19 protein-coding genes are annotated in these 21,282 nt (G+C 39.1%); 14 read left to right on the top strand and 5 right to left on the bottom strand.

Annotated elements, in window-relative coordinates; genetic code table 11:
- The first annotated feature begins 65 nt into the window (after positions 1–65).
- From P162_RS15985 to P162_RS15975, 3 genes are all read left to right on the top strand, one after another.
- Positions 66–1,493 (top strand): MFS transporter, encoded by a 1,428-nt coding sequence (locus P162_RS15985; protein WP_031428828.1) that lies wholly within the window; start codon positions 66–68, stop codon positions 1,491–1,493.
- 126 nt (positions 1,494–1,619) lie between these two features.
- Complete coding sequence (locus P162_RS15980) at positions 1,620–5,141, top strand: nitrate reductase (RefSeq protein WP_031428827.1); 3,522 nt, start codon at positions 1,620–1,622, stop codon at positions 5,139–5,141.
- Positions 5,138–6,586: a rubredoxin gene (locus P162_RS15975; protein ID WP_031428825.1), complete on the top strand. Its 1,449-nt coding sequence runs from the start codon at positions 5,138–5,140 to the stop codon at positions 6,584–6,586. The genes P162_RS15980 and P162_RS15975 overlap by 4 nt, the downstream gene beginning before the upstream one ends.
- A 17-nt stretch (positions 6,587–6,603) precedes the next feature.
- Here the strand turns inward: P162_RS15975 and cobA are convergent, their stop codons facing one another.
- A complete protein-coding gene (cobA, locus tag P162_RS15970; RefSeq protein WP_031428824.1) occupies positions 6,604–7,371 on the bottom strand; it encodes a uroporphyrinogen-III C-methyltransferase in 768 nt (255 codons plus the stop codon).
- Between the two features lie 186 nt (positions 7,372–7,557).
- On the opposite strand from cobA, the gene P162_RS15965 reads away from it, so the two are divergent.
- Together P162_RS15965 and P162_RS15960 are read left to right on the top strand one after the other, a co-directional pair.
- Positions 7,558–8,832, top strand: a complete 1,275-nt coding sequence (locus P162_RS15965) for an alginate export family protein (RefSeq protein ID WP_031428823.1) — start codon at positions 7,558–7,560, stop codon at positions 8,830–8,832.
- Positions 8,833–9,199: 367 nt separating this feature from the next.
- Complete coding sequence (locus tag P162_RS15960; protein ID WP_031428821.1) at positions 9,200–9,361, top strand: DUF1328 domain-containing protein; 162 nt, start codon at positions 9,200–9,202, stop codon at positions 9,359–9,361.
- Between the two features lie 145 nt (positions 9,362–9,506).
- On the opposite strand, the gene P162_RS15955 is transcribed toward P162_RS15960, so the two are convergent.
- Positions 9,507–10,049, bottom strand: coding sequence for a ferritin (locus P162_RS15955; RefSeq protein WP_031428819.1), 543 nt, complete (start codon positions 10,047–10,049; stop codon positions 9,507–9,509).
- A gap of 389 nt (positions 10,050–10,438) precedes the next feature.
- Here P162_RS15955 and P162_RS15950 point away from each other — a divergent pair, with 389 nt between their 5' ends.
- From P162_RS15950 to P162_RS15935, 4 genes are all read left to right on the top strand, one after another.
- Positions 10,439–11,053: an HAD family hydrolase gene (locus P162_RS15950; RefSeq protein ID WP_031428818.1), complete on the top strand. Its 615-nt coding sequence runs from the start codon at positions 10,439–10,441 to the stop codon at positions 11,051–11,053.
- Positions 11,053–11,916, top strand: a complete 864-nt coding sequence (locus P162_RS15945) for an EamA family transporter (RefSeq protein WP_031428817.1) — start codon at positions 11,053–11,055, stop codon at positions 11,914–11,916. Before P162_RS15950 ends, P162_RS15945 begins: the two co-directional genes overlap by 1 nt.
- A 132-nt stretch (positions 11,917–12,048) precedes the next feature.
- Positions 12,049–12,642, top strand: coding sequence for a DUF4136 domain-containing protein (locus tag P162_RS15940; RefSeq protein WP_051908098.1), 594 nt, complete (start codon positions 12,049–12,051; stop codon positions 12,640–12,642).
- A 228-nt stretch (positions 12,643–12,870) separates the two neighbouring features.
- On the top strand, positions 12,871–13,482 hold the full coding sequence (locus P162_RS15935; protein ID WP_031428815.1) for an IMPACT family protein: 612 nt from the start codon (positions 12,871–12,873) through the stop codon (positions 13,480–13,482).
- On the opposite strand, the gene P162_RS15930 is transcribed toward P162_RS15935, so the two are convergent.
- The gene (locus P162_RS15930; RefSeq protein ID WP_031428813.1) at positions 13,479–13,886 is read right to left on the bottom strand and encodes an acyl-CoA thioesterase; all 408 of its coding nucleotides are present in this window, start codon (positions 13,884–13,886) and stop codon (positions 13,479–13,481) included. The genes P162_RS15935 and P162_RS15930 overlap by 4 nt on opposite strands.
- A gap of 201 nt (positions 13,887–14,087) precedes the next feature.
- Here P162_RS15930 and dnaA point away from each other — a divergent pair, with 201 nt between their 5' ends.
- From dnaA to P162_RS15910, 4 genes are all read left to right on the top strand, one after another.
- Positions 14,088–15,518 (top strand): chromosomal replication initiator protein DnaA, encoded by a 1,431-nt coding sequence (gene dnaA, locus P162_RS15925; RefSeq protein ID WP_031428812.1) that lies wholly within the window; start codon positions 14,088–14,090, stop codon positions 15,516–15,518.
- 110 nt (positions 15,519–15,628) lie between these two features.
- A complete protein-coding gene (locus P162_RS15920; protein WP_031428811.1) occupies positions 15,629–16,081 on the top strand; it encodes a low molecular weight protein-tyrosine-phosphatase in 453 nt (150 codons plus the stop codon).
- 49 nt (positions 16,082–16,130) lie between these two features.
- Entirely contained in the window at positions 16,131–17,516 is a 1,386-nt protein-coding gene (locus P162_RS15915) for a PQQ-dependent sugar dehydrogenase (protein WP_031428810.1), read from the top strand.
- A gap of 2 nt (positions 17,517–17,518) precedes the next feature.
- The gene (locus P162_RS15910; protein WP_031428809.1) at positions 17,519–18,244 is read left to right on the top strand and encodes an SAM-dependent methyltransferase; all 726 of its coding nucleotides are present in this window, start codon (positions 17,519–17,521) and stop codon (positions 18,242–18,244) included.
- A gap of 140 nt (positions 18,245–18,384) precedes the next feature.
- On the opposite strand, the gene P162_RS15905 is transcribed toward P162_RS15910, so the two are convergent.
- The gene (locus tag P162_RS15905; RefSeq protein ID WP_031428808.1) at positions 18,385–19,722 is read right to left on the bottom strand and encodes a capsule assembly Wzi family protein; all 1,338 of its coding nucleotides are present in this window, start codon (positions 19,720–19,722) and stop codon (positions 18,385–18,387) included.
- Between the two features lie 79 nt (positions 19,723–19,801).
- Here P162_RS15905 and P162_RS15900 point away from each other — a divergent pair, with 79 nt between their 5' ends.
- A complete protein-coding gene (locus tag P162_RS15900; RefSeq protein ID WP_031428807.1) occupies positions 19,802–20,545 on the top strand; it encodes a tyrosine-protein phosphatase in 744 nt (247 codons plus the stop codon).
- 95 nt (positions 20,546–20,640) lie between these two features.
- Here P162_RS15900 and P162_RS15895 read toward each other — a convergent pair.
- On the bottom strand, positions 20,641–21,282 hold a 642-nt coding region (locus tag P162_RS15895; protein WP_031428806.1), incomplete at its 5' end, for a tyrosine-protein kinase family protein.

Below are 21,282 nucleotides of genomic sequence, written 5' to 3'. Positions count from 1 at the left end.
AACTACCTACTACTTAGATAAAATTAAGTATTTGTACTTATATTTGTTTGTATAAACACTTAACTATGAAAACAATTACATCTAAGAAGGCTAACCGCCTCAATTTGAAAGATTTTACCAGCGTTCCCATGAGAACGTTTTGGATCACCTCTTTTGCGTTCTTTTTATGTTTTTTTGCTTGGTTTGGCGTGGTGCCCTTTATGCCAGATGTAGTTCGTGATTTAGGATTATCACCCTCGCAAAAATGGAACTCGGTTATACTGGCGGTATCAGGTACCGTATTCGCAAGGTTGATCATAGGTAAACTATGCGATATGTATGGTCCGAGACTATGCTATACCTGGTTGCTCATCCTAGGGGCCATACCAGTGATCCTTTGTGGCCTGGTTCAAACACCGCTACAGTTTTTAATATGCAGGCTATTTATTGGTTTTATAGGCGCAAGCTTTGTTATTACACAAGTACACACCTCACTTATGTTCTCATCTACAATCGTAGGTACCGCTAATGCAACCTCTGCGGGCTGGGGAAATCTAGGAGGTGGTGCAAACCGTCTCGGAATGCCTTTAATAGCAGCCGCTGTTATAGGGATGGGGGTTGCCGAGATGAATGCCTGGAGATATTCTCTCATAATCGCTGGTATTGCCTGCTTTCTTATGGGAATAGTATACTATTACTTTACACAAGATACCCCAGAAGGAAATTTTAAGGAACTCAAAGAAGCGGGCAAGACTGTAAAAGGCAAGAAAAAGGATGAAGTGGGCTTTCTGGAAGCGCTAAAAGATTACCGGGTGTGGATTCTTTTTGTAGTCTATGCGGCTTGTTTTGGTATGGAGCTTACCGTTTACGGTACGATGGACGATTATCTTCAGAATACATTTAGTTTAAGCCGCATTACGGCAGGTAATATTGTGCTTTCCTTTGCGCTTATGAATCTATTTGCGCGTACGCTGGGGGGCTATTTTGGTGACAAATTCGGAAAGTTAAAAGGACTTCGCGGTCGCGTACTATTTCTAGTGGTCATTCTTTCCATAGAAGGGGTTATGCTCATGACATTCTCTATGATTACCAGTCTGGTAGCAGGGATTTTATTTCTTATTGGTTTTAGCCTTTCGGTACAAATGGCAGAAGGTGCAACATTTTCGGTGGTCCCTTTTATAAATAAAAAAGCCATTGGTTCTATATCTGGTATTGTGGGTGCTGGTGGTAACGTAGGGGCATTTCTCGCTGCAATGCTCTTAAAATCGAAGTCGGCTGCCGCAGAACAGGCTGCACTGTCCACTCATGCAGGAATGGATGAGCAGGTGGCAAGAATGGCGCAATCTGAAGCCGCGGCGCTCGCCGTATCGAGTGGATATTTTATACTGGGCATTTCTGTATTTGTAACAGGAGTTTTTGCTTTGGCCATTCGTTTTTCAACTGAGGATGAAAAAAATGCCATGGAAGATACTGAAACCATTTCCACCGAAGGTTTGCAACCTCTAAATGCTTAAAAAAGGGCTTTTAATATCCTTTTTTTGCTGTTTTTAACCAGATTTTCTAATGTTTTGGCAAATCGACAGTTAAATCTTTGAATTCTATTCAAAAAACATAAAATTAGTATTCAAAATTTCATTATTATGACCGATAAACCCATTAAAACTACCTGCTCTTATTGCGGTGTGGGATGTGGTATTCTGGTACACAAAGGTGCTGATGAGAAAGTTACAGTATCCGGAGATCCTGACCATCCTGTCAACCGGGGCATGCTTTGTTCTAAAGGGATGAATTTGCATTATGTGGTAAACGACACTTCAGACAGGCTCCTGCACCCACAAATGCGATGGAGTAAGTCCCACCCACTGGAACAGGTAAGTTGGGATACCGCCCTAGACCGTGCAGCACAGGTTTTTAAAAGTATCATAAGAAAACATGGTCCTGATAGTGTGGGTTTTTATGTCTCTGGGCAGTGCCTTACGGAAGAATATTACATTGCCAATAAACTGGTCAAAGGATTTTTAGGAACAAATAATATAGATACGAATTCGCGCCTATGCATGAGCAGTGCTGTGGTAGGCTATAAAAAAACATTTGGAGAAGACTCCGTTCCCATCGCATATGCTGATATTGAGCTTGCCGATTGTTTTCTGATTACCGGTGCAAACCCTGCGTGGTGCCATCCTATTTTATTCCGAAGGTTAGAACAGCACAAAGAAAAAAATCCGGATGTAAAGGTTATAGTGATTGACCCGCGGCGTACAGATTCCGCTTTAGCGGCAGACTTACACTTGCAGCTCATACCTGGAACTGATATTATTCTCTGTAATGCTATTGCAAGGCGTATTATGGAGCGCGGTCTTCTGGATAAGGACTTCATAAACAAGCATACCGAAGGTTTTGCATCCTATAAAGCGCAAATCAATCAAACATCGCTTAAAGAAGCCTCTAAACTTTGTGGGGTGCCGGCAAGCGATATTAAAAAAGCGGCAGACCTGATAGGCCTTTCCAAAGGTTTTATGAGCATGTGGGCCATGGGACTCAATCAGAGCGTTATAGGTACAGATAAAAATTTTGCGCTTCTTAACTTGTCCCTCATTACCGGACAGGTGGGCAAACCTGGCGCGGGGCCTTTTTCGCTAACGGGACAGCCCAACGCCATGGGAGGGCGTGAAGTGGGTGGTATGGCGAATTTACTCGCTGTTCATAAAAACCTGATGAATCCCGAGCATCGCAAGGAAGTTGCCCTGTTTTGGGGAGTACAGGAGATTTCATCAAAACCCGGTTATTCGGCGACAGAAATGTTTCAGGAGCTGGAAAGTGGAAAACTAAAAGCTGTCTGGATTATTTGTACGAATCCCGCAGTGAGCCTGCCTGATTTGTCCCGGGTTGAAAAGGCGCTGAAAAATGCAAAATTTGTCGTGGTTCAGGACATATCAAACAAATCGGATACCCTGGCATTTGCAGATCTTGTACTTCCGGCAGCGGGATGGTTGGAAAAGGAAGGCACCATGACCAATTCTGAACGGCGTATCGCGTATTTACCCAAGGTCGTCCCCGCCCCTGGCGAGGCAAGACCCGATGTTGAAATACTCTGTGATTTTGCGCAGCGTATGGGATACAACGCCTTTAATTACTACAATACGGAAGAAATTTATCAGGAGTATTGCGCCATGACCAAAGGGACTAAAATTGACATATCGTTCCTTAATTACGACCGTTTAAAAACTGAAGGAACCTTTCAATGGCCCGTTAATGAGTATAGACACCCAGGTACTCCCCGCTTGTTTGAGGACAAAAAATTTTATACCCCCTCGCAGAAGGCTATATTCAATACCCCATATACGATTACCAATTGTTCCACTATGCCTTCTAAAGCGTATCCGTTTATTTTGACCACCGGGCGGGTGCGCGATCAATGGCACACCATGACCAAAACCGGAAAAGTATCTCGTTTAAACACCCACTATCCCAAACCGGTGCTTGAAATTAATCCAGCAGATGCTTTGCCTTTAAACATTAAGGAAGGAACCGTAGTAGAAGTACTTAGTGCAAATGGAGCGGTGCGCGTGCAGGCCAACCTTACCGAAAATGTAAGGCCGGGAGTCGTATTTATGCCTATGCACTGGGGTAAAAAGTTGGGTCAAGACCTCAACAGAGCCAATAACCTCACTCAAAACATGGTGGATCCCCAAAGCAAGGAACCCGATTTTAAATTCACAGCTGTTGAGGTCAAAGAATATCAGAAAGAAAAGGAGAAAATTATAATTATCGGTTCTGGTGCCGCTGCCTTTCGTTTTGTGGAAAACTATCGTGAAAGTAACAAAATTGACGAAATTATTGTTTTTTCGAAAGAGCAAAATCCCTTTTACAACCGTGTTCTCCTTCCTGAATATATCACCGAAGAACTTACCTGGGAACAACTGCTCAAAACAAAAAAAGATCGTCTCAAGACTTTGAACATTACCGTGCACGCCTCAAATTCTATAACCGAAATAGCACGTGCATCAAAAACCGTGAAAGACTGCAAGGGTACAACGTATACTTACGATAAGCTGATAATCGCTACGGGAAGCAGGGCCTTTGTGCCCCCAGATGCCCATTTAGAACTTCCCGGAAGGTTTACCATGCGGGATAAGGAAGATGCTGACCGGTTCAAAACCTATCTCGAAAAAACTGAAATCCCGATTGAAAAAAGAAGGGTTATTATTGTTGGCGGCGGTCTTCTAGGCCTTGAACTTGCAGCTGCTTTGCGGCACCAGCGGGTTAAAATAACTATCATACAACGTTCATCGCATCTTATGGAGCGGCAGCTGGATAAACTGGCGAGTAGGATGCTTGCTAAGGATGTACAGGAGCGTGGAATTCAAATATACTTTGATAATGAAGTGAGTACTGTCTTTGATACTGATGAAAGCGGTATCCTCGAAGTAACCCTAAAAAGCGGAAAAGTACTAGAGGCAAATGCCATTGTCTATGCAATAGGTACACGCCCCAATATTGAGATTGCGCGTACGGCAGGTTTAAAAATGGGCCGGGCCGTAAAAGTCAATGAATTTTTACAAACTTCAGATCCCGACATTTTTGCCCTAGGGGAAATTGCAGAGTTCAGGAACCAGACTTTTGGCATTACCGCGGCGGCAGAAGAACAGGCCGCTATCTTGGCGGGCTACTTAAGTGGGGATATTAGCACATCGTACAACGGTTCTGTCCTGATGAATATTCTCAAATTTGATGATCTGGACTTATGCAGTATCGGTAATATTGAGGTTCCCAAGGATAATTTATCTTACGAAGAGGTTATTTTTATGGACGTGGCCAAACGCTATTATAAAAAGTGCATCATAAAAGACGACCTTTTAGTCGGAGCTGTTTTGATTGGGGATAAACAAGAGTTTGCCGAATTCAAAAACCTTATTGAAAGTAAAATTGAGCTTGCAGAAAAAAGAGACCAACTCTTGCGCGGTGCCTCCAAGCAACAACCTCTAAAAGGGAAGCTGGTCTGCTCGTGCAGTCAGGTAGGAACCGGTAATATTGAAGAAGCTATCGCAGAAGGCTGTGTAGATTTCACGAACTTATGTAACCAGACCGGCGCGGGTTTAGGGTGTGGTAGTTGCAAAACCGAAGTGCGGGATATTTTAATGCAAAATCTAGAGGTAGTATGAAAAAACAACTCTCACGTGTAATTGTTAAAGGTGGCGTTTTATCCCCCCTGGAACTCAAAAATATACTGGAGGCCGCAGAACACTTTGGACTAAAAACGATTGCCTTTGGTTCTCGTCAGGATATAGTCTTTGAAAAACAAATTCCACCGGAACAACTACAGAACCAAAAATTTGAGTCGGTTACCGCCTCTGTTCAACGTGTAGAAAACATTGTTTCGTCTTATGTATCCAGTGATCTGTTTCCCAGCACCTCGTGGTTGACCGCAGACCGGTATTTATATTTACTCGAACAATTTCAGAACACTCCGCATTTAAAAATCAATATTGTTGATCCTAAGCAGCGTCTGGTACCTTTATTTACAGGACATTTAAATTTTGTAGCTTCTGCTTTTGATGATTACTGGTATCTCTATCTACGCCTTCCGAAGTGGGGAAAAATACAGGAATATCCTGTACTTATCTACAGTTGGGATCTGGCAAAAGTTGCAAAAGCCATCGAAAATTTTCTTCAGGAAGAGCCAGAAAGCGTGGAAATGGTTTTTTCCCTAGTGATAGACGCCATAGACCTGAACAGTCGGACTCTAGATAAATCATTAAAAGTAGATTTTAGGCCTTTTCCCTATTATGAGGGTATGAACCGTATGGCGGGAGACAGGTACTGGCTGGGATTATACTGGAGAAACAACAAATACGATATAAAGTTTCTAAAAGAGCTCTGTGATTTGTGTGCAGAAGCTAAAATAGGAAAAATATCAATCACCCCTTTTAACTCATTTATTGTAAAAGGAATACCTTCCGAAGATAAATTGAAATGGGAAAAGTTTTTAGGAGTTTCAGGTATAAACGTACGTCACAGCATGTTAGAATTGAACTGGCACATGCCCGTAGCGAATGTTGATGCCCTTGAATTAAAGGAATATCTGGTCAATTCTTTTAATAATAGCGATATAAGCACCTACGGACTCACCTTTGGGATTACAGATGTCGCCCAGCGGGTTTCTTACTTTACCTCTATTGTCATTGAACGTAACCTGCCCACAAATTTTGCTTTAAATTTAAATATTCCGCCTACTTATAACATTCTCTACGCGCGGGATTTTGATCCCAACACAAGGGATTACATTTTCTATGTACAGGATATTGTTAAAGTAAAATTACCGCAGTTGTTGATGGAGTTAAGCCGACTCTATTTTGAGAATCTGGGTATGGCTCCAGTTCTGCAACCTCCAAAAAAAACAGTGTCAAATGCACAGGAAATTACGGTACATCAATGTACATTATGTGGTACTATTTATGATCCAAAATACGGGGACAGTACCCAAGATATACCCGTAGGCACCCTGTTTTCTGAACTGCCGGAAAATTACAATTGTTCCCTCTGCGATGCACCTAAAGAGGAATATGAAAAAAATGTTCTGGTAGAGAAGCAAATGGAATCGAGATAATAACGACTGAGGGATTTCTAGCCATCAGCTACAGCCGTATGCTTTATAAGCATATGCATCTCCCTTCGGTTATTCACAACTGCTCCTAAAACAATAATGGCGGGGTTTCCCAAACCTTTTTCCGTATAGATCTGCTGAATGGTATTCACAGTACCCACGCCAATTTTCTCCTTATGCATTGTCCCATTTTGAATAATGGCAACGGGTAGCTCTTCTTTGCCCTGCCCTTTAAAAATGGCAACGATTTCTGCAAGTTTAGCAGTACCCATAAGTATGACGACCGTAGCATTGCTCTTTGCGGCCAGATGAACATCCTGGGATAGTTCATGATCTTTAGTTGTACCCGTTATTACCCAAAAGCTTTCAGAAACACCGCGCTTAGTAAGCGGAATATTTTGCAGGGCCGGCACTGCCAGGCAAGACGAGATCCCAGGAATTAATTCTGTAGGGATTCCATGCTTTTGAGCATATTCCATTTCTTCAGATCCCCGACCAAATATAAAGGGATCACCCCCTTTTAACCGCACAACCAAACCTTTACTTTTGGCGCGCGCGACAAGTAGTTCATTAATTTGATCCTGCTGAAAAGCATAACAACCTTTTCTCTTACCTACGTAGATTAATTCGGCTTGTGATGGGGCATGTTCTAAAATTTCAGGATTTACTAAGGCGTCATATAAAACAACCGCTGCTTCCTTAAGCGCTTGTACTGCTTTAAGCGTTAATAATTCAGGATCACCGGGTCCTGCTCCAATAAGCATAATTTTTGATTGTATGTGAGTCATGAGAAACATTTAAATTAAGTACACGAAAACAAATTAGTACGTATTAAAAGTCCAAAATACGTAATATATAGAAGTTAGATGCTAAGTTATTCCCCATAATTATAAAAATATTCAAATATATTAAGTATTTATACTTAATAATACAATTTCTAGATATATTTGTTCGGAATAAAATCCAATTAAAACATGAAAAAAACTATTCTTTTTTATTTTACATTGTTGACAGTTACCTTTTTAAATGCTCAGGTATTTGAAATAGATGCAGATTTGAGGCAGCGCTTTGAATACCGTCATGGTTTTAGTACTCTTTTTCCAGATAATACAGAACCTGCTGCATTTGTAAGGCAACGTGCCCGATTGAATTTTAACTATTCCGCGGAAAAATTGCAGGTTTTCATAGCATTACAAGATGTGAGTACCTGGGGCGATACCCGGCAGATTTTAAGTATAGACGGCAATGACTCCTTCATGTTGTTTCAGGCCTGGGAGGCGCTAACCATAACTCAGGACTGGTCCGTTAAATTGGGCCGACAGGTTATTGCTTACGATGATCAGCGCATTTTTGGTGGATTGGATTGGGCGATGCAGGGACGTTTTCACGATGCTGCGTTACTTAAATATAACAAACAAAGTTTTAAAATGGATTTAGGGGTTGCCTATAGTCAACAAGGAGAGCCTACATTGGGCAATACGTACACTATTCCGGGTTTTTTTACTTATAAAACAATGCAATATGCCTATTTTAAAAAGTCCTGGGCAAAAGCATCCCTAAGTTTATTAGCCTTAAATACAGGCTATCAAAATTTCGAAGATTTTCCGGAAAACACCTTAGCGGATGGCATGTATTATATGCAAACACTGGGATCGTATTTTACTTTTCCGGTAGGTCCTTTGTCTATAACGGGGAGCGCATATTATCAGTTGGGCGACGCTTATCCCATAGCCGAAAATTTATCTGCTTATCAAGCAACTTTAGAAATTAATTATTCCACGGGAAAAATCCTTTTTAAAGTAGGTGCTGAACTACTAAGCGGTTCTGATCAAGGAAGTTCGGCACGCTGGTCTTTCTTTCCTTTATACGGAACCAATCATAAGTTTAATGGGTTTATGGATTATTTTTATGTAGGAAACCATCTAAATAGTGTGGGACTTAACGATTTTTATACCAGTGCACTTCTAAAGACCGGTGAAAATTCTAACCTACTACTTGCTGCGCATTACTTTGCAGCAAATGGCAAATTAGCTGCAGATGCGAATTCCTATTTAGGTACCGAAATTGATTTGGTCTACACCCAGCCCCTTTTCAAAGATGTCAATTTACAAGTAGGGTATTCCCACATGTTCGCATCTGAAAGCATGGGTCTTATAAAAGGAGGAACGACTACAGAAAATGTTAACAATTGGGCTTGGGCAATGTTAGTCATAAACCCCAGATTGTTTAACTATAACTTTGAAAAATGAAATGAACGTTCAAAAAAGAATCAAAATACCACTATAAACACCTAATTATCAATAAAACCAACCATTTTTGATTGAAATTAGAAGGTTTTTAACCCTAAATAGTGAATTTTTGAATTAATTATAATATATAGGAGAGATTTTCCATATAATAATTTTGTTTAAGAATACTTATATTTCACTTTATCGAGTAAAGAATATTAAACATTGAATAAATATTTCTTAGAAAGTTCTTTAAAAGATTAGAAAATTTTATGAGATATTTAAAACATTTCCAAAATAAATGATAAAATAATGAATATCCAGGTAAAATCTACGTCAAATTTTATTAGAAATGAATACATTTAAAGTACTAATCAAAACACGAATCATGTTACGATGGACTATTATTTTTGTTGTTGTTGCCATAGTAGCAGCTATTTTTGGTTTTGGCGGAGTTTCTGAAAGCGCTGCCGGTATTGCTAAAGTGCTATTTTTTATATTTCTAGTACTCTTCCTTATAACCCTGATTATGGGGCGTAAGAAATTATAATTTTAATAAATAGTAACAATAAAAAAAAGGGCTTTAAAAGCCCTTTTTCATGTTCGTTTGGTATTCTAATTATTTGATTAAATTGAGAAGTGAAATATGTGGATTGAATTACAAATTCCCATGCTTCTCGTTCAATAACAAACAGTTACAGCTTTTCTTCCCTTGGTATTTCAGCAGATTGTGGGGCCTTATTGAGATCTTTATCCAGTTCATAATAATTGGCATTACCTTCTTTCTGCTCAGAAGCAAGGGTATATTTGTCCAGTAAACCATTAATAAGGCTTTCTTCTTCTATTTGTTCCTTCACAAACCATTGCGTAAAACTGAACGTTGCCCAGTCCTTTTCTTCATGAGCCTGATTCACTAATTTATCGATCTCAGCAGAATTATCGACCTCGTGCTGTAGGATTTTCTCAAGACAATCTTTGATGTCACTTGGATTTTCTGGAGGAGCGCCTATGGCCTCAATTTTTGTTTCCCCTCCCCTGTCATTGATATACTTTAAAATCTTGAACATGTGTTCACGTTCTTCATTCATATGCTTGTATAGAAAATTTGCTATACCAGAGAAACTGTTCACCTCTGCCCAGGAAGCGTAGGAAAGATAAACCTGCGCCTGAAACGCTTCACGGGTCATCTGGTCGTTGAGTGCTTTTTCCATAGCATCAGATATTCTTTTTGTACTCATATTCTAAAAATTTAGGTTGTTACATAGCTTTTGAACTGGTGGATCTTGCTTTTTATTCACCGGTCATTTCAAAGTTTAAATTTCGGAATATAGAAGTACACTATTTAATTTTTAAGATTGTTTTATGCAACCGAGATAAATGGTACCTACGTCTAATAAAAGCATCCACGAAGGGGTTTTGTTCAGTACTTATTATTCCCAAGGACCTATGATTTTATTAAATCTCTAGAAATTACCGCAATAATTAAGGATTCGAAAAAATAACATCGTTGAAATAAAGATTTAACCGATATATAACATCGTATGGATTTCAGCAAATATACCGTATCACTTAAATTGCGAACGATCGCAACCCAGCGGCGGCTTTAATAATTAGCACCCAATTGCATATGATTAAGAATATTATTTTTGATTTTGGAGATGTTTTTATAGATCTTGATAAAAATGCACCTAAAGAATTCTTTTCCCGTTTTGACATTCATGAAATGGATCCCGAAATGCGCCAGTGGAACCTGGATTATGAACGTGGCCAGTTGAGTACTTCCGCCTTTGTAGACCATTATATTGCGCGCTTCCCTAGGCTCAATCCCATCTCCTTTGCCACAGCGTGGAACAGCATTATACAGTACTTTCCTCAAAAACGGCTGGACTGGATCAAAGAATTGGCCCAATCCAGAAAATATCGGCTTTTTCTGCTGAGCAATACCAATGATCTTCATATGGAAAGGGTCATGAAAAATATGGATGAATCCCGCTTTATACAGTTTAAAAGTGCCTTTGAAAAATTTTACCTTTCCCAGGATCTGAAATTGCGCAAACCAAATCCTGAAATCTTTGAATATGTCATACGGGAGAATAACTTAAAACCTAACGAAACACTATTTATTGATGATATACCGGAAAACACACGCGCAGCAGAAAAAATAGGCTTAAAAACATGGAATATCAAACCAGGAAAAGAGGATATCACCCAACTGTTTAAACTCAAAAAGGAACTCTTTTAATGTACCTGCTGTATAGCATCCTTTCTTCCACCATTATTTTTATCGTATTTAAACTGTTTCCCAGGTTTAATATAGACCGTTTACAGGCCATTGTGGTCAACTACATGGTGGCCTGTTTTGCGGGGCTATTTTTTTACCAACACTCTTTTAGTTATTTGGAGATTGTGAACCAAAATTGGTTTCCTGGTGCACTTTTACTTGGGTTTCTCTTTATTGCCATATTCTATCTCATGGCGCTCACGACCCAGCGTAACGGCATCGCGGTAGTATCTGTGGCTACCAAGATGAGCGTTGTCATTCCAGTCGCTTTCGGAATTGTTTATTTTAAGGATTCACTTGACGCCATAAAACTTCTTGGCATTGTTCTCGCTTTGCTGGCAGTTTATCTGGTATCCCTTAAAACTGATTTGGGTTTGGGTCTTGACAGGAAGAACCTGATATTGCCCATACTGGTTTTTATGGGAAGCGGGATTATAGATACGAGTATCAAGTTTCTTGAAGAGACTTACATAGCGCAAAAGGATGTTCCCCTATTTTCGGCAGTAATATTTGCTTTTGCCTTCGTCGTAGGATTGGTATTATTGATTTTCCGTTTTAGAAAGCAACCTTCAAAATTCGATTTTAAAAATATACTGGCGGGAATAGCACTTGGGTTGCCCAACTATTTTTCGATCTTTTTCCTGGTACGCGCGTTACGGAACGGCTGGGAAAGCTCCACCGTATTTCTTATCAACAATGTGGGAATTGTGGTTTTATCAACGTTGATCGCCCTTCTTTTGTTCAAAGAGCAAATGTCCCGGAAAAATTGGTTCGGCCTTTTGCTCGCTATCGTGGGCATTATACTGGTAAGTCTCTCAAAATAAGTACAACTCGGTATTTAGGCTTGAAACGCCTTGCAAAAGGCGCTGTTACCTACCGTTAAACTCTAGCTAAACAGGATTACAGGTACCGTTTTATACAGTATAATTGAATAATTTTTAACAAAATCAACATTTATGAAAGCAATACACTGTACCGCGGCACTTTTTTTACTTATGATATGTACAGCCTGTGGCCCTACGGTGCGTACTTCGCAACAAGAGGATGTGAATTTGAGCAGGTTCAACACTTTCGCATATCTGCCCAATACCAGTATAGAAGTGCCTAAGGTCAATGAAAATGATGAGGACGTCAATGAACTGGTGATAAAAACCATTAATTCAAACCTACAGGACGCAGGCTACTCCATCAATAGAAATAATCCTGACCTACTGGTTTTAGTAAGTACAAAAGTCAACTATGACAGTGAGACCGTACCCGCTACATCCTATGCGAGCTATCCCTATACGACGGGGGCTACTGCAGTTAGTACGTATTATGGTGATTATTACTATGCTGATTATGCAAATTACGGTGGGATACAAGGTTATAATACAGATAGCTATTCGTATAAAAATGGTACAGTTGTCGTTGATATAATCAATCGCAAAACAAAGAAAACCGTATGGAAAGGAACAAGCTCAGAGAGTCTGTACGATGAAAATCAAGCGGATGCTATCGCAAACCTTGTGAACGAAATATTTAAAAAATACCCACTAATAAGGGATTGATTGGAATAATTTTTTTTCACTTCTGTAGTTTCCTAAACATGCTAAATTGCCCTAAAAACCGCCTCTACAAGCCGATTTTAGGGCAATTTTTATTAAATATTGCTCTATTTTATGTATTTATTTAAAAAGTAAAAGGTTTTCATAGGCAATCAGCATGTAAGATTGCATACTCCAAAACCTTTCTTTCCTATATTTGAAATTTAGTGCCAGCTATTCAAAACTTATATTTTGCAAAAGGATACGTTTAAAACACTCGCTGCCCCCAGTCCTGAAAGTCTGGTCAAAGACCGTGGCAGCAAATTTCTAGGTTATGGTTATCCCATAACTACTGAAGAAGAATCTAAAGAGCGCCTAGAACAACTCTGGAAACAACATCCCAAAGCTTCTCACATCTGTTATGCCTGGCAACTGGGCAAACGTTATGAACACTATAGAGCGAATGATGATGGAGAACCCAATAATTCTGCCGGGATGCCTATTTATGGTCAGTTACAAAGCGCTGGTATTACTAACGTCCTTGTGGCCGTTGTACGCTACTACGGTGGCACAAATCTGGGCGTGGGCGGACTAATTACCGCCTATAAAACGTGTGCCCAGCTCACGCTGGAAAGCGGAAATATTGTAACCCGAACTATTAAAATAACACTAAGGCTTCAGTTTGAATACGCGCTCATGAATGTCGCGATGCGCATCATCAAAGAGCAAAACCTTAAAATTACAGATCAGCAAATGCATTTAAATTGCACAATTGACCTTGCTGTAAGAGAACTGAAACTTGCTAAAATTAAAGCGCGCTTTGAAGCAATTCATGGTATGGCCGTAGAAGTTTTAGATAATTAACTTCCCTCCTGTTTAAGTCGATCAAGGATGTTCTCTGGACAGCGTATGGGACGCCTTGTTTTCATGTCAACAAATACTAATGTACTCTGCGCCGTGGTGATCAATTTCTGGTCTTCATTATAGATGTTATAGTCAAAAATTATACTCGCACTGGGCAGTGTCGCAAGTGTAGTTTCAACCGTCAAAGTATCATCAAAATACGCCGGACTTTTAAAGGAAAACTTCAAATCGTAAACAGGCAACATTACACCATCGGCTTCCAATTTTTTGTAGGAAAATCCCAGATTCTCAAGCCATTCAATGCGAGCTAATTCTAGATAAGAAGCATAATTACCATGATGTACGACGCCCATTTGGTCAGTTTCTGCGTAACGCACCCGTAGCGTTGATCTGTATGTAAACATAAGTTTATTAACAATTAAAATGAATAGATTTAAAACAATGGAGTATGCGAAAAAAATACAGGAAATACAACCTTATTAATTTTTTTATTTACATATTTTGTTCACATATTTGCCCTGTATTAAAGAATGGAAAAAGGTCCCTAATCTTGCTGTTTTTTAATCTTCTATTTACATAACAAAACTTTAAACTTAACCACCACCATGAGTATGACTGCGCAATCAGTTTGGGATAATTGTCTTTTGTTTATACAGGACAATATCACGAAGCAGGCTTACAAAACCTGGTTTGAGCCTATCAAGGCCGTAAAGCTAACAGACAATGCCCTTAGTATACAAGTTCCCAGCAAATTCTTTTATGAATGGCTGGAAGAACATTATGTAAAACTCCTTAAAGTTTCACTCACAAAGGAACTTGGGGAAACCGCTAAACTGGTCTATGTCATAAGGATGGAAAACACTTATGGCAATAAGCAGCCCTTTACGGAAAAAATACCCAGCTCTAACAGATCCAACTCCTATAAATCCCAGGATGTTGACGCCCCGTCTAAAAATAAAAACCCCGAGTTAAGAAATCCTTTTGTAATACCAGGGATACGTAATCTGGAGATTGAATCTCAATTGAACCCCAACTATAACTTTGATAATTTCCTTGAAGGGGATTCCAATAGATTGGCACGTTCCGCAGGTATTGCAGTCGCAAACAAACCGGGAGGCACTTCTTTTAATCCACTACTCATTTTTGGTGGTGTAGGACTGGGCAAAACCCACCTGGCACACGCCATAGGCGTTCAGATAAAAGATAAATATCCAGATAAGACCGTCCTTTATATTTCCGCCGAAAAATTTACACAGCAGTATATAGAGAGCGTCAAGAAGAACAATCGTAACGATTTTATACACTTCTATCAAATCATTGATGTGCTTATCGTTGACGATATTCAGTTGCTTTCAGGTAAGGCTGGCACACAAGATGTTTTCTTTCACATTTTCAACCATCTGCATCAAAATGGCAAACAGGTCGTGCTCACCAGTGATAAAGCACCCGTTGATATGCAGGACATTGAGCAACGCCTGCTTTCCCGCTTTAAATGGGGATTATCAGCAGAGTTGCAATCGCCTGGTTTTGAAACACGTGTAAGTATCATTAAAAACAAGTTGTATCAGGATGGGGTAGAAATGCCCGAAGAAATCGTAGAATTCCTTGCAAATAATATCAAGACCAATATTCGGGAACTGGAAGGTGCCATTATTTCATTGATCGCGCATTCCTCTTATGATCGCAAAGAGATTACATTAGACCTGGCTAAGAAAATTGTTGAAAACTATGTGAAACATACCAAAAGGGAGGTTTCAATAGAGTATATACAAAAAGTGGTAAGTGACTATTTTCAAATGGATGTGGAAACCCTACAGTCAAAAACCCGAAAAAGACATATTGTACAGGCGAGACAGATCGCTATGTTCTTTGCGAAAAGGTTAACCAAAGCTTCCCTGGCAAGTATAGGTTCTCAAATAGGTCAGCGTGACCACGCAACCGTTTTACATGCATGCAAAACGGTAGATAATCTATCTACTACAGATAAGCAGTTCAAGAAATATGTTGAAGATTTGAATAAAAAACTGACTTCCTAAAATTGTAAATTTCACCTTGTAATCTTTTTAAAATGTATCGTATGTGTAGATTAGTTTACTAACTATATCTCTCAAATACGATACAATTAACCATCTTTTTACCCAAACCTATGAAAACTAAGATACTTATGGTTTGTCTGGGCAATATCTGCAGATCACCGCTGGCAGAAGGTTTGCTGAAGTCAAAACTTGATACTGAAAATTTTATAGTTGATTCCGCAGGTACTGGTCACTGGCATGTAGGAAACCCTCCAGATCCTCGTAGCGTAAAAGTAGCGAAGGCACACAATTTAGATATCTCTGCGCAACGTGGAATGCAGTTTAAGCCATCCCTTTTTGAACAGTACGATCACATATTTGTTATGGATCAATCCAATTATACAAATGTGATACGTATGGCTGATAATCAAGAACAGCGCGATAAAGTAAAACTTATACTTGATGAGCTTTTTCCAGCCGAACAGGTTGATGTTCCAGATCCTTATACGGGCGGTGAACAGGGTTTTGAAAATGTGTATCAAATGCTGGACGAAGCAACCACAAAAATCGCTAATAGGCTATAGGATAAGTATATACAATAATCTATCTTTCAGGGCATTTAAATGATGTCCTATGAAAAAATTACTACACTCTTTTTTTCTCTTTCTCTTTTGCGCTATCCTTTATTCTCAGGACGTAGGTATTGTACCTTTTGCTACTGGTTTTAATAGACCCCTCAATATTCAAAATGCGGGCGACGACCGCCTGTTTGTGGTTGAGCAAGGTGGACTCATTAAAATTATCCAATCCGATGGAAGTGTAAACGCCTCTCCTTTTCTTGACATTAGCGATCGTATAAGTATGGGAGGTGAACGCGGACTATTAGGTCTGGTTTTTCATCCAAATTATGCCGAAAATGGTCTATTTTATGTCAATTATACAGATCTTGACGGGAATACTCAAATTTCCCGCTTTAGCGTAAATACATCTGATGTGAGTGCGGCTAACGCAGGTAGCGAGTTGGAAATGCTTAATCTTACCCAACCATTTTCTAACCACAACGGAGGTTGTCTCTCCTTTGGTCCAGATGGTTTTTTGTATATAGGATTGGGAGATGGTGGGGATAGTGGTGATCCTGGTAACCGTTCTCAGGATACCTCTTCCTTATATGGTAGTATTTTACGCATTGATGTAAATGGAACTTTACCTTACGCTATACCTGACGGGAATCCATTTGCAGGAGATGATACTAAACGTAGTGAAATATGGGGTTATGGACTCAGAAATCCGTGGAAATTTTCTTTTGACAGTACGACGGGCGACCTTTGGATCGCTGATGTAGGTCAAAATGCTTTTGAGGAAATTAACAAAGTACCGTTCAGCCTTTCCGGTGCTAATTATGGCTGGAGATGTTATGAAGGCAATACCATTTTTAATGCTAATGGTAATTGTCCTGATGATTCAGATTTAACCTTTTCTGTTGCTGTTTATCCCCATGAAAATAACAGAGCTTCAATTACGGGCGGTTATGTATATCGTGGGGATCGGTTTCCAGATCTTAAAGGTACTTATATATTTGCTGATTTTGTGAGTAACGAATTGGGCACTTTAGATGTCAATGGTTATTCTGATGCTATTGCTTATTTTGGTCCTTTTCCCAATACTGGATTTAGTAGCTTTGGGATAAATAACAGCAATGAACTTTATGTTGCTGGTCTTATCTCCGGAATAATTTATGCTGTTGTAGACCAAAATGCACTTGGCTTGAACCAAAAACAGCTTCAAAATATAGCTTTGTACCCTAATCCTGCAAATGGTGTTTTAAATGTTTCTTTAGGAGAAAACGAGGGGAATGTAAACCTGGCTATTTTCGATATTTTGGGTAAAAAAGTTCTTGAAAAAAGTATAACTTCCGCAAAAAGCAGGGTCAACATATCAAATCTGAAAAAAGGAATATACTTCGCAACTATTGAAAGTGCCGAATTACGTTCCTATACACAAAAACTAATCGTAAAATAAGTATGCATACTTTTAAGGCTACGGGAAAACTGTACCTCATACCTACAACTTTAGGCAATACTCCACCACTTGATGTTTTACCACATACGGTTAAACAAATTATAGAACAAATTGATGAGTATATCGTTGAGAACGACAAAACGGCCAGGGCATTCATCAAAAGTATTACACCTGAAAAATCCCAGCCAAATCTCATTCTGCATACACTTAACAAATACACAGAATCTAGTGACATCCCAGGATTTCTCAACGCATGTATGAATGGAAAATCCATAGGTATCCTTTCGGAAGCTGGTGCTCCGGGCATTGCAGATCCCGGGGCTGAAGTTGTTGCGGCTGCGCATCGCCGTGGTATTCAGGTAGTACCACTTGTGGGGCCATCTTCCATACTTATGGCCATGATGGGAAGTGGACTTAATGGACAAAATTTTGCCTTCAATGGATATCTGCCGATTGATAAACAAGAACGGCGAAAAGAGATAAAACGATTGGAACGCATTTCTGCAGAATTGAATCAGGCGCAATCCTTTATTGAAACGCCGTATCGCAATAATAAAATGCTGGAAGAATTGAGCAAAACTCTCAACGATCAGACACAACTATGTGTAGCCTGCGATATTTCCTTACCAACTGAATATATCATTACAAAGTCCATATCAGAATGGGGATCAAACCTGCCAGACCTTCACAAAAGACCGGCAATTTTTATTATTCAAAAGATTGGCTAGTATTTATTACGGTTTTATACACTTAATCCTGTAGCAAAGTAACGTATATATCTGAGGACAGAATTAATCATATTGCGTTAATCTGGAAGTTATATCTTACGTGTCGAACTGCTTATTTCCCCTTAGTGAAAGGTTCTTTTCTAGAAATTTATACGATACCCAAACCCAATAGCCAATATCCTGTCTGTCTGATTACTGAAGTCGGCAGAAAATTGTGCTTTAAAAACGCCAACTTTTGTAGGATAATCAAATCCCAGATAAGAATAGACCGCTTCTTCTATAGCATCGAATGGTTTGTTATAAGTTCCTAGATTACGCACATAACTTGTTTTTAAAGTATACTCAATAGTATAAAAACTACCAGATAAACCTAAGTGATGAACAAAAGATCGGTTTATCTTTATACCTCTACCATTTTCATTCGGTATAATAAAAGGTAAACCTATAATACGTCCTTTATACGTCCATCCCGATTGGTACATGCTATTGTTGAAATAATTATCCCCACCTCTAAAATTACCGTTAGGTGGTGGAACGAACTTTCCACTTTGAGACACTGTTTGTACAAATTCATATAGGAATGCGTTGACGAAGCCTTTTTTCTGAGGTTTGAAATATATTCCCCAAACACCATCGGGAAAATTCCGGAATTCCCTTCCTGATGTGTCCTCAAATATAGTTTGATGGTAAAGCTTTATATCATAGTCACTGCGCTGCATATCATATGTAAATGTATAAGAGCCCAAATGATTACCCAATGCATTCGCCTGGTCTGATTCTGTAGCCCCTGCCCCACCATTACTGCCTATAAATATTCTTAAATAATCAGAAAAAGCACTCGGTTGCTTACCGTAAGTCTTAGATGTACCGCCAAATTGCGCGTAATGATCTAATTCTATGGTAAATAGATCTTTCTCAGATAAGGTCATTACGAAAGTCAGGTTTTTATAATGTACCTGAGCATTTTCAACATAACGGTCGTTACCTAAAAAATAATGACCCAATTTACCTTTAAATTCCAGCCAGTTAAAAATGTGCGTACCCTTTAGAAATTGTAACTCAGCCCCCGGGAGTGCACGGGCATTTCCACTCCATATAATATCGCCTCCCACACTGGATAAATCATGAAGCTCCACACTACGATGCCAGGATCCTATATTAAGGAGTATATTTTTATACGTATACTTTGCATAAAGCTGGTCTATTCTAAAAGATCGGTTTGATCCATCCCCTTTAAACAAGCCTCCATGCACTTCCAAGCGATTAGAACTATTAATTTGAGTACCGTAGCCTGCTTCTCCTAAAATGAAAAAAGTACTTTCCTTATCCAGACGACCATATTTATTGGCATACGTCCAGAATGGATTTGTGCTACTATTTGAAACATTGCTCATTGAAGAGAGGCTTCCATAGAAATTCTCCTGGGAAGAAGCTATTAAAGGAATAGCAGAAAGGAGTAATGCGCACCATCTCCTCATAAATGAATATATTTGTAAACTGGATATTCTGTTGAATTCATGGCAACTTACTTAGTTTAATTTTAGATAAAATACCTTTATGCTTTCCATTTTAAAATCAAAAAATTACCTGGTTAATCTTTTTGATGGTTATACAGATATCCATAATCATATTCTTCCCGGTATTGATGATGGAGCTCAAAATTTGGAGGAATCTGTAGCGCTTGTCAGTCAGCTTAATGAAATAGGGATCAGTAATTTTATTTGTACTCCGCATACCATGGGCGATTATTATCCAAATACCCCTGAAACTATTAATAACGCCGCTGACACTTTACGCACATCCCTAATGGCAAAGGGCAATACTTCCCTAATACAAACATCTTCTGAGTATATGCTTGACGAGGGATTCAGTACGCATCTTAAAGACGGGGATTTAATGCCTTTTACTTCAGATAAGCATATCCTAATCGAAATATCCTATCTACAGCCACCTATTAATTTAGAGGAGCTACTTTTTGATCTTACCCATGCCGGTTACATCCCTATTCTTGCCCATCCAGAACGTTACAGTTATTATCATAAAAGACCAGAATACTACGCTGAACTGCAGCGCCTAGGATGTTTATTGCAATTAAATGCACTTTCTTTGAGCGACTACTATGGTAGTTCTGTAAAGAAAATGGCACTAGAACTCCTTGAAAACGGTCAATACACTTTTCTAGGAACAGATGTTCATTCCTTCAGGCATATCACCCAACTTAAAAAAATAATTTTTAAGAAAAAGTATAAAAAACTCCTGCAACAAGTTATTTATCAAACTACGGATTCGTTTGCTTTATAAGAATTACTCATTAAAGTTTGAAACCTAACCTTAGTATTCTTATAGTAGCATTTAAAATAAATATAGCCCTTCTTACTAATAAAAAAACTCCTTTATTATTTGAGTATACGCTTCAAAGATTTCTTTATCCAGCTCTCTTCATCTACTCCGTAGCCATAACCATATTTTGTACCATAACCAAAATTTGAGTAACTCACATTATTGACAACAAAAGCCATATTATTGAGCTTTTTGTCTGTGTGAAGTTCTTTGGGGTAATTTAAAAGTTTTTTATCAGTGTATTCTGCCCTACAGACGTAGAGGGTGAGATCAGCATGCTGACTTATCAATAAGGTATCAGTAACCAGCATGGTGGGTGCCGTATCTACGATCACAAAATCATAGCGCTCTTTTGCATCTTCTATTAGTTTACCAAAACGGTCACTCATTAACAATTCAGCTGGATTAGGTGGTATTCTCCCGGAAAGTACGATTTTGAGATGATGCCTGTTGATTTCAAGATCGTTCGTAATAGACTCTATATCGATACTTTCATCATATAAATATTCTGAAAGCCCTTTGGTAGCTTCAGATTTGCCAATATATCTATGTAATTGCGGATTGCGAACGTCTGCACCAATAATTAAAACAGACTTTCCAGTACTATTGAGGCTTAATGCAAGATTGAAGGCTGTAAATGTCTTCCCTTCCCCCTTTATGGTTGATGTTATATAGAGAACCTTAGAACTTTGTAATTT

The organism is Flavimarina sp. Hel_I_48, from assembly GCF_000733945.1.
Taxonomy (GTDB): domain Bacteria; phylum Bacteroidota; class Bacteroidia; order Flavobacteriales; family Flavobacteriaceae; genus Leeuwenhoekiella.
The sequence above is the reverse complement of the archived record's forward strand: the minus strand, read 5'-3'. Positions and strand labels throughout refer to the sequence as shown.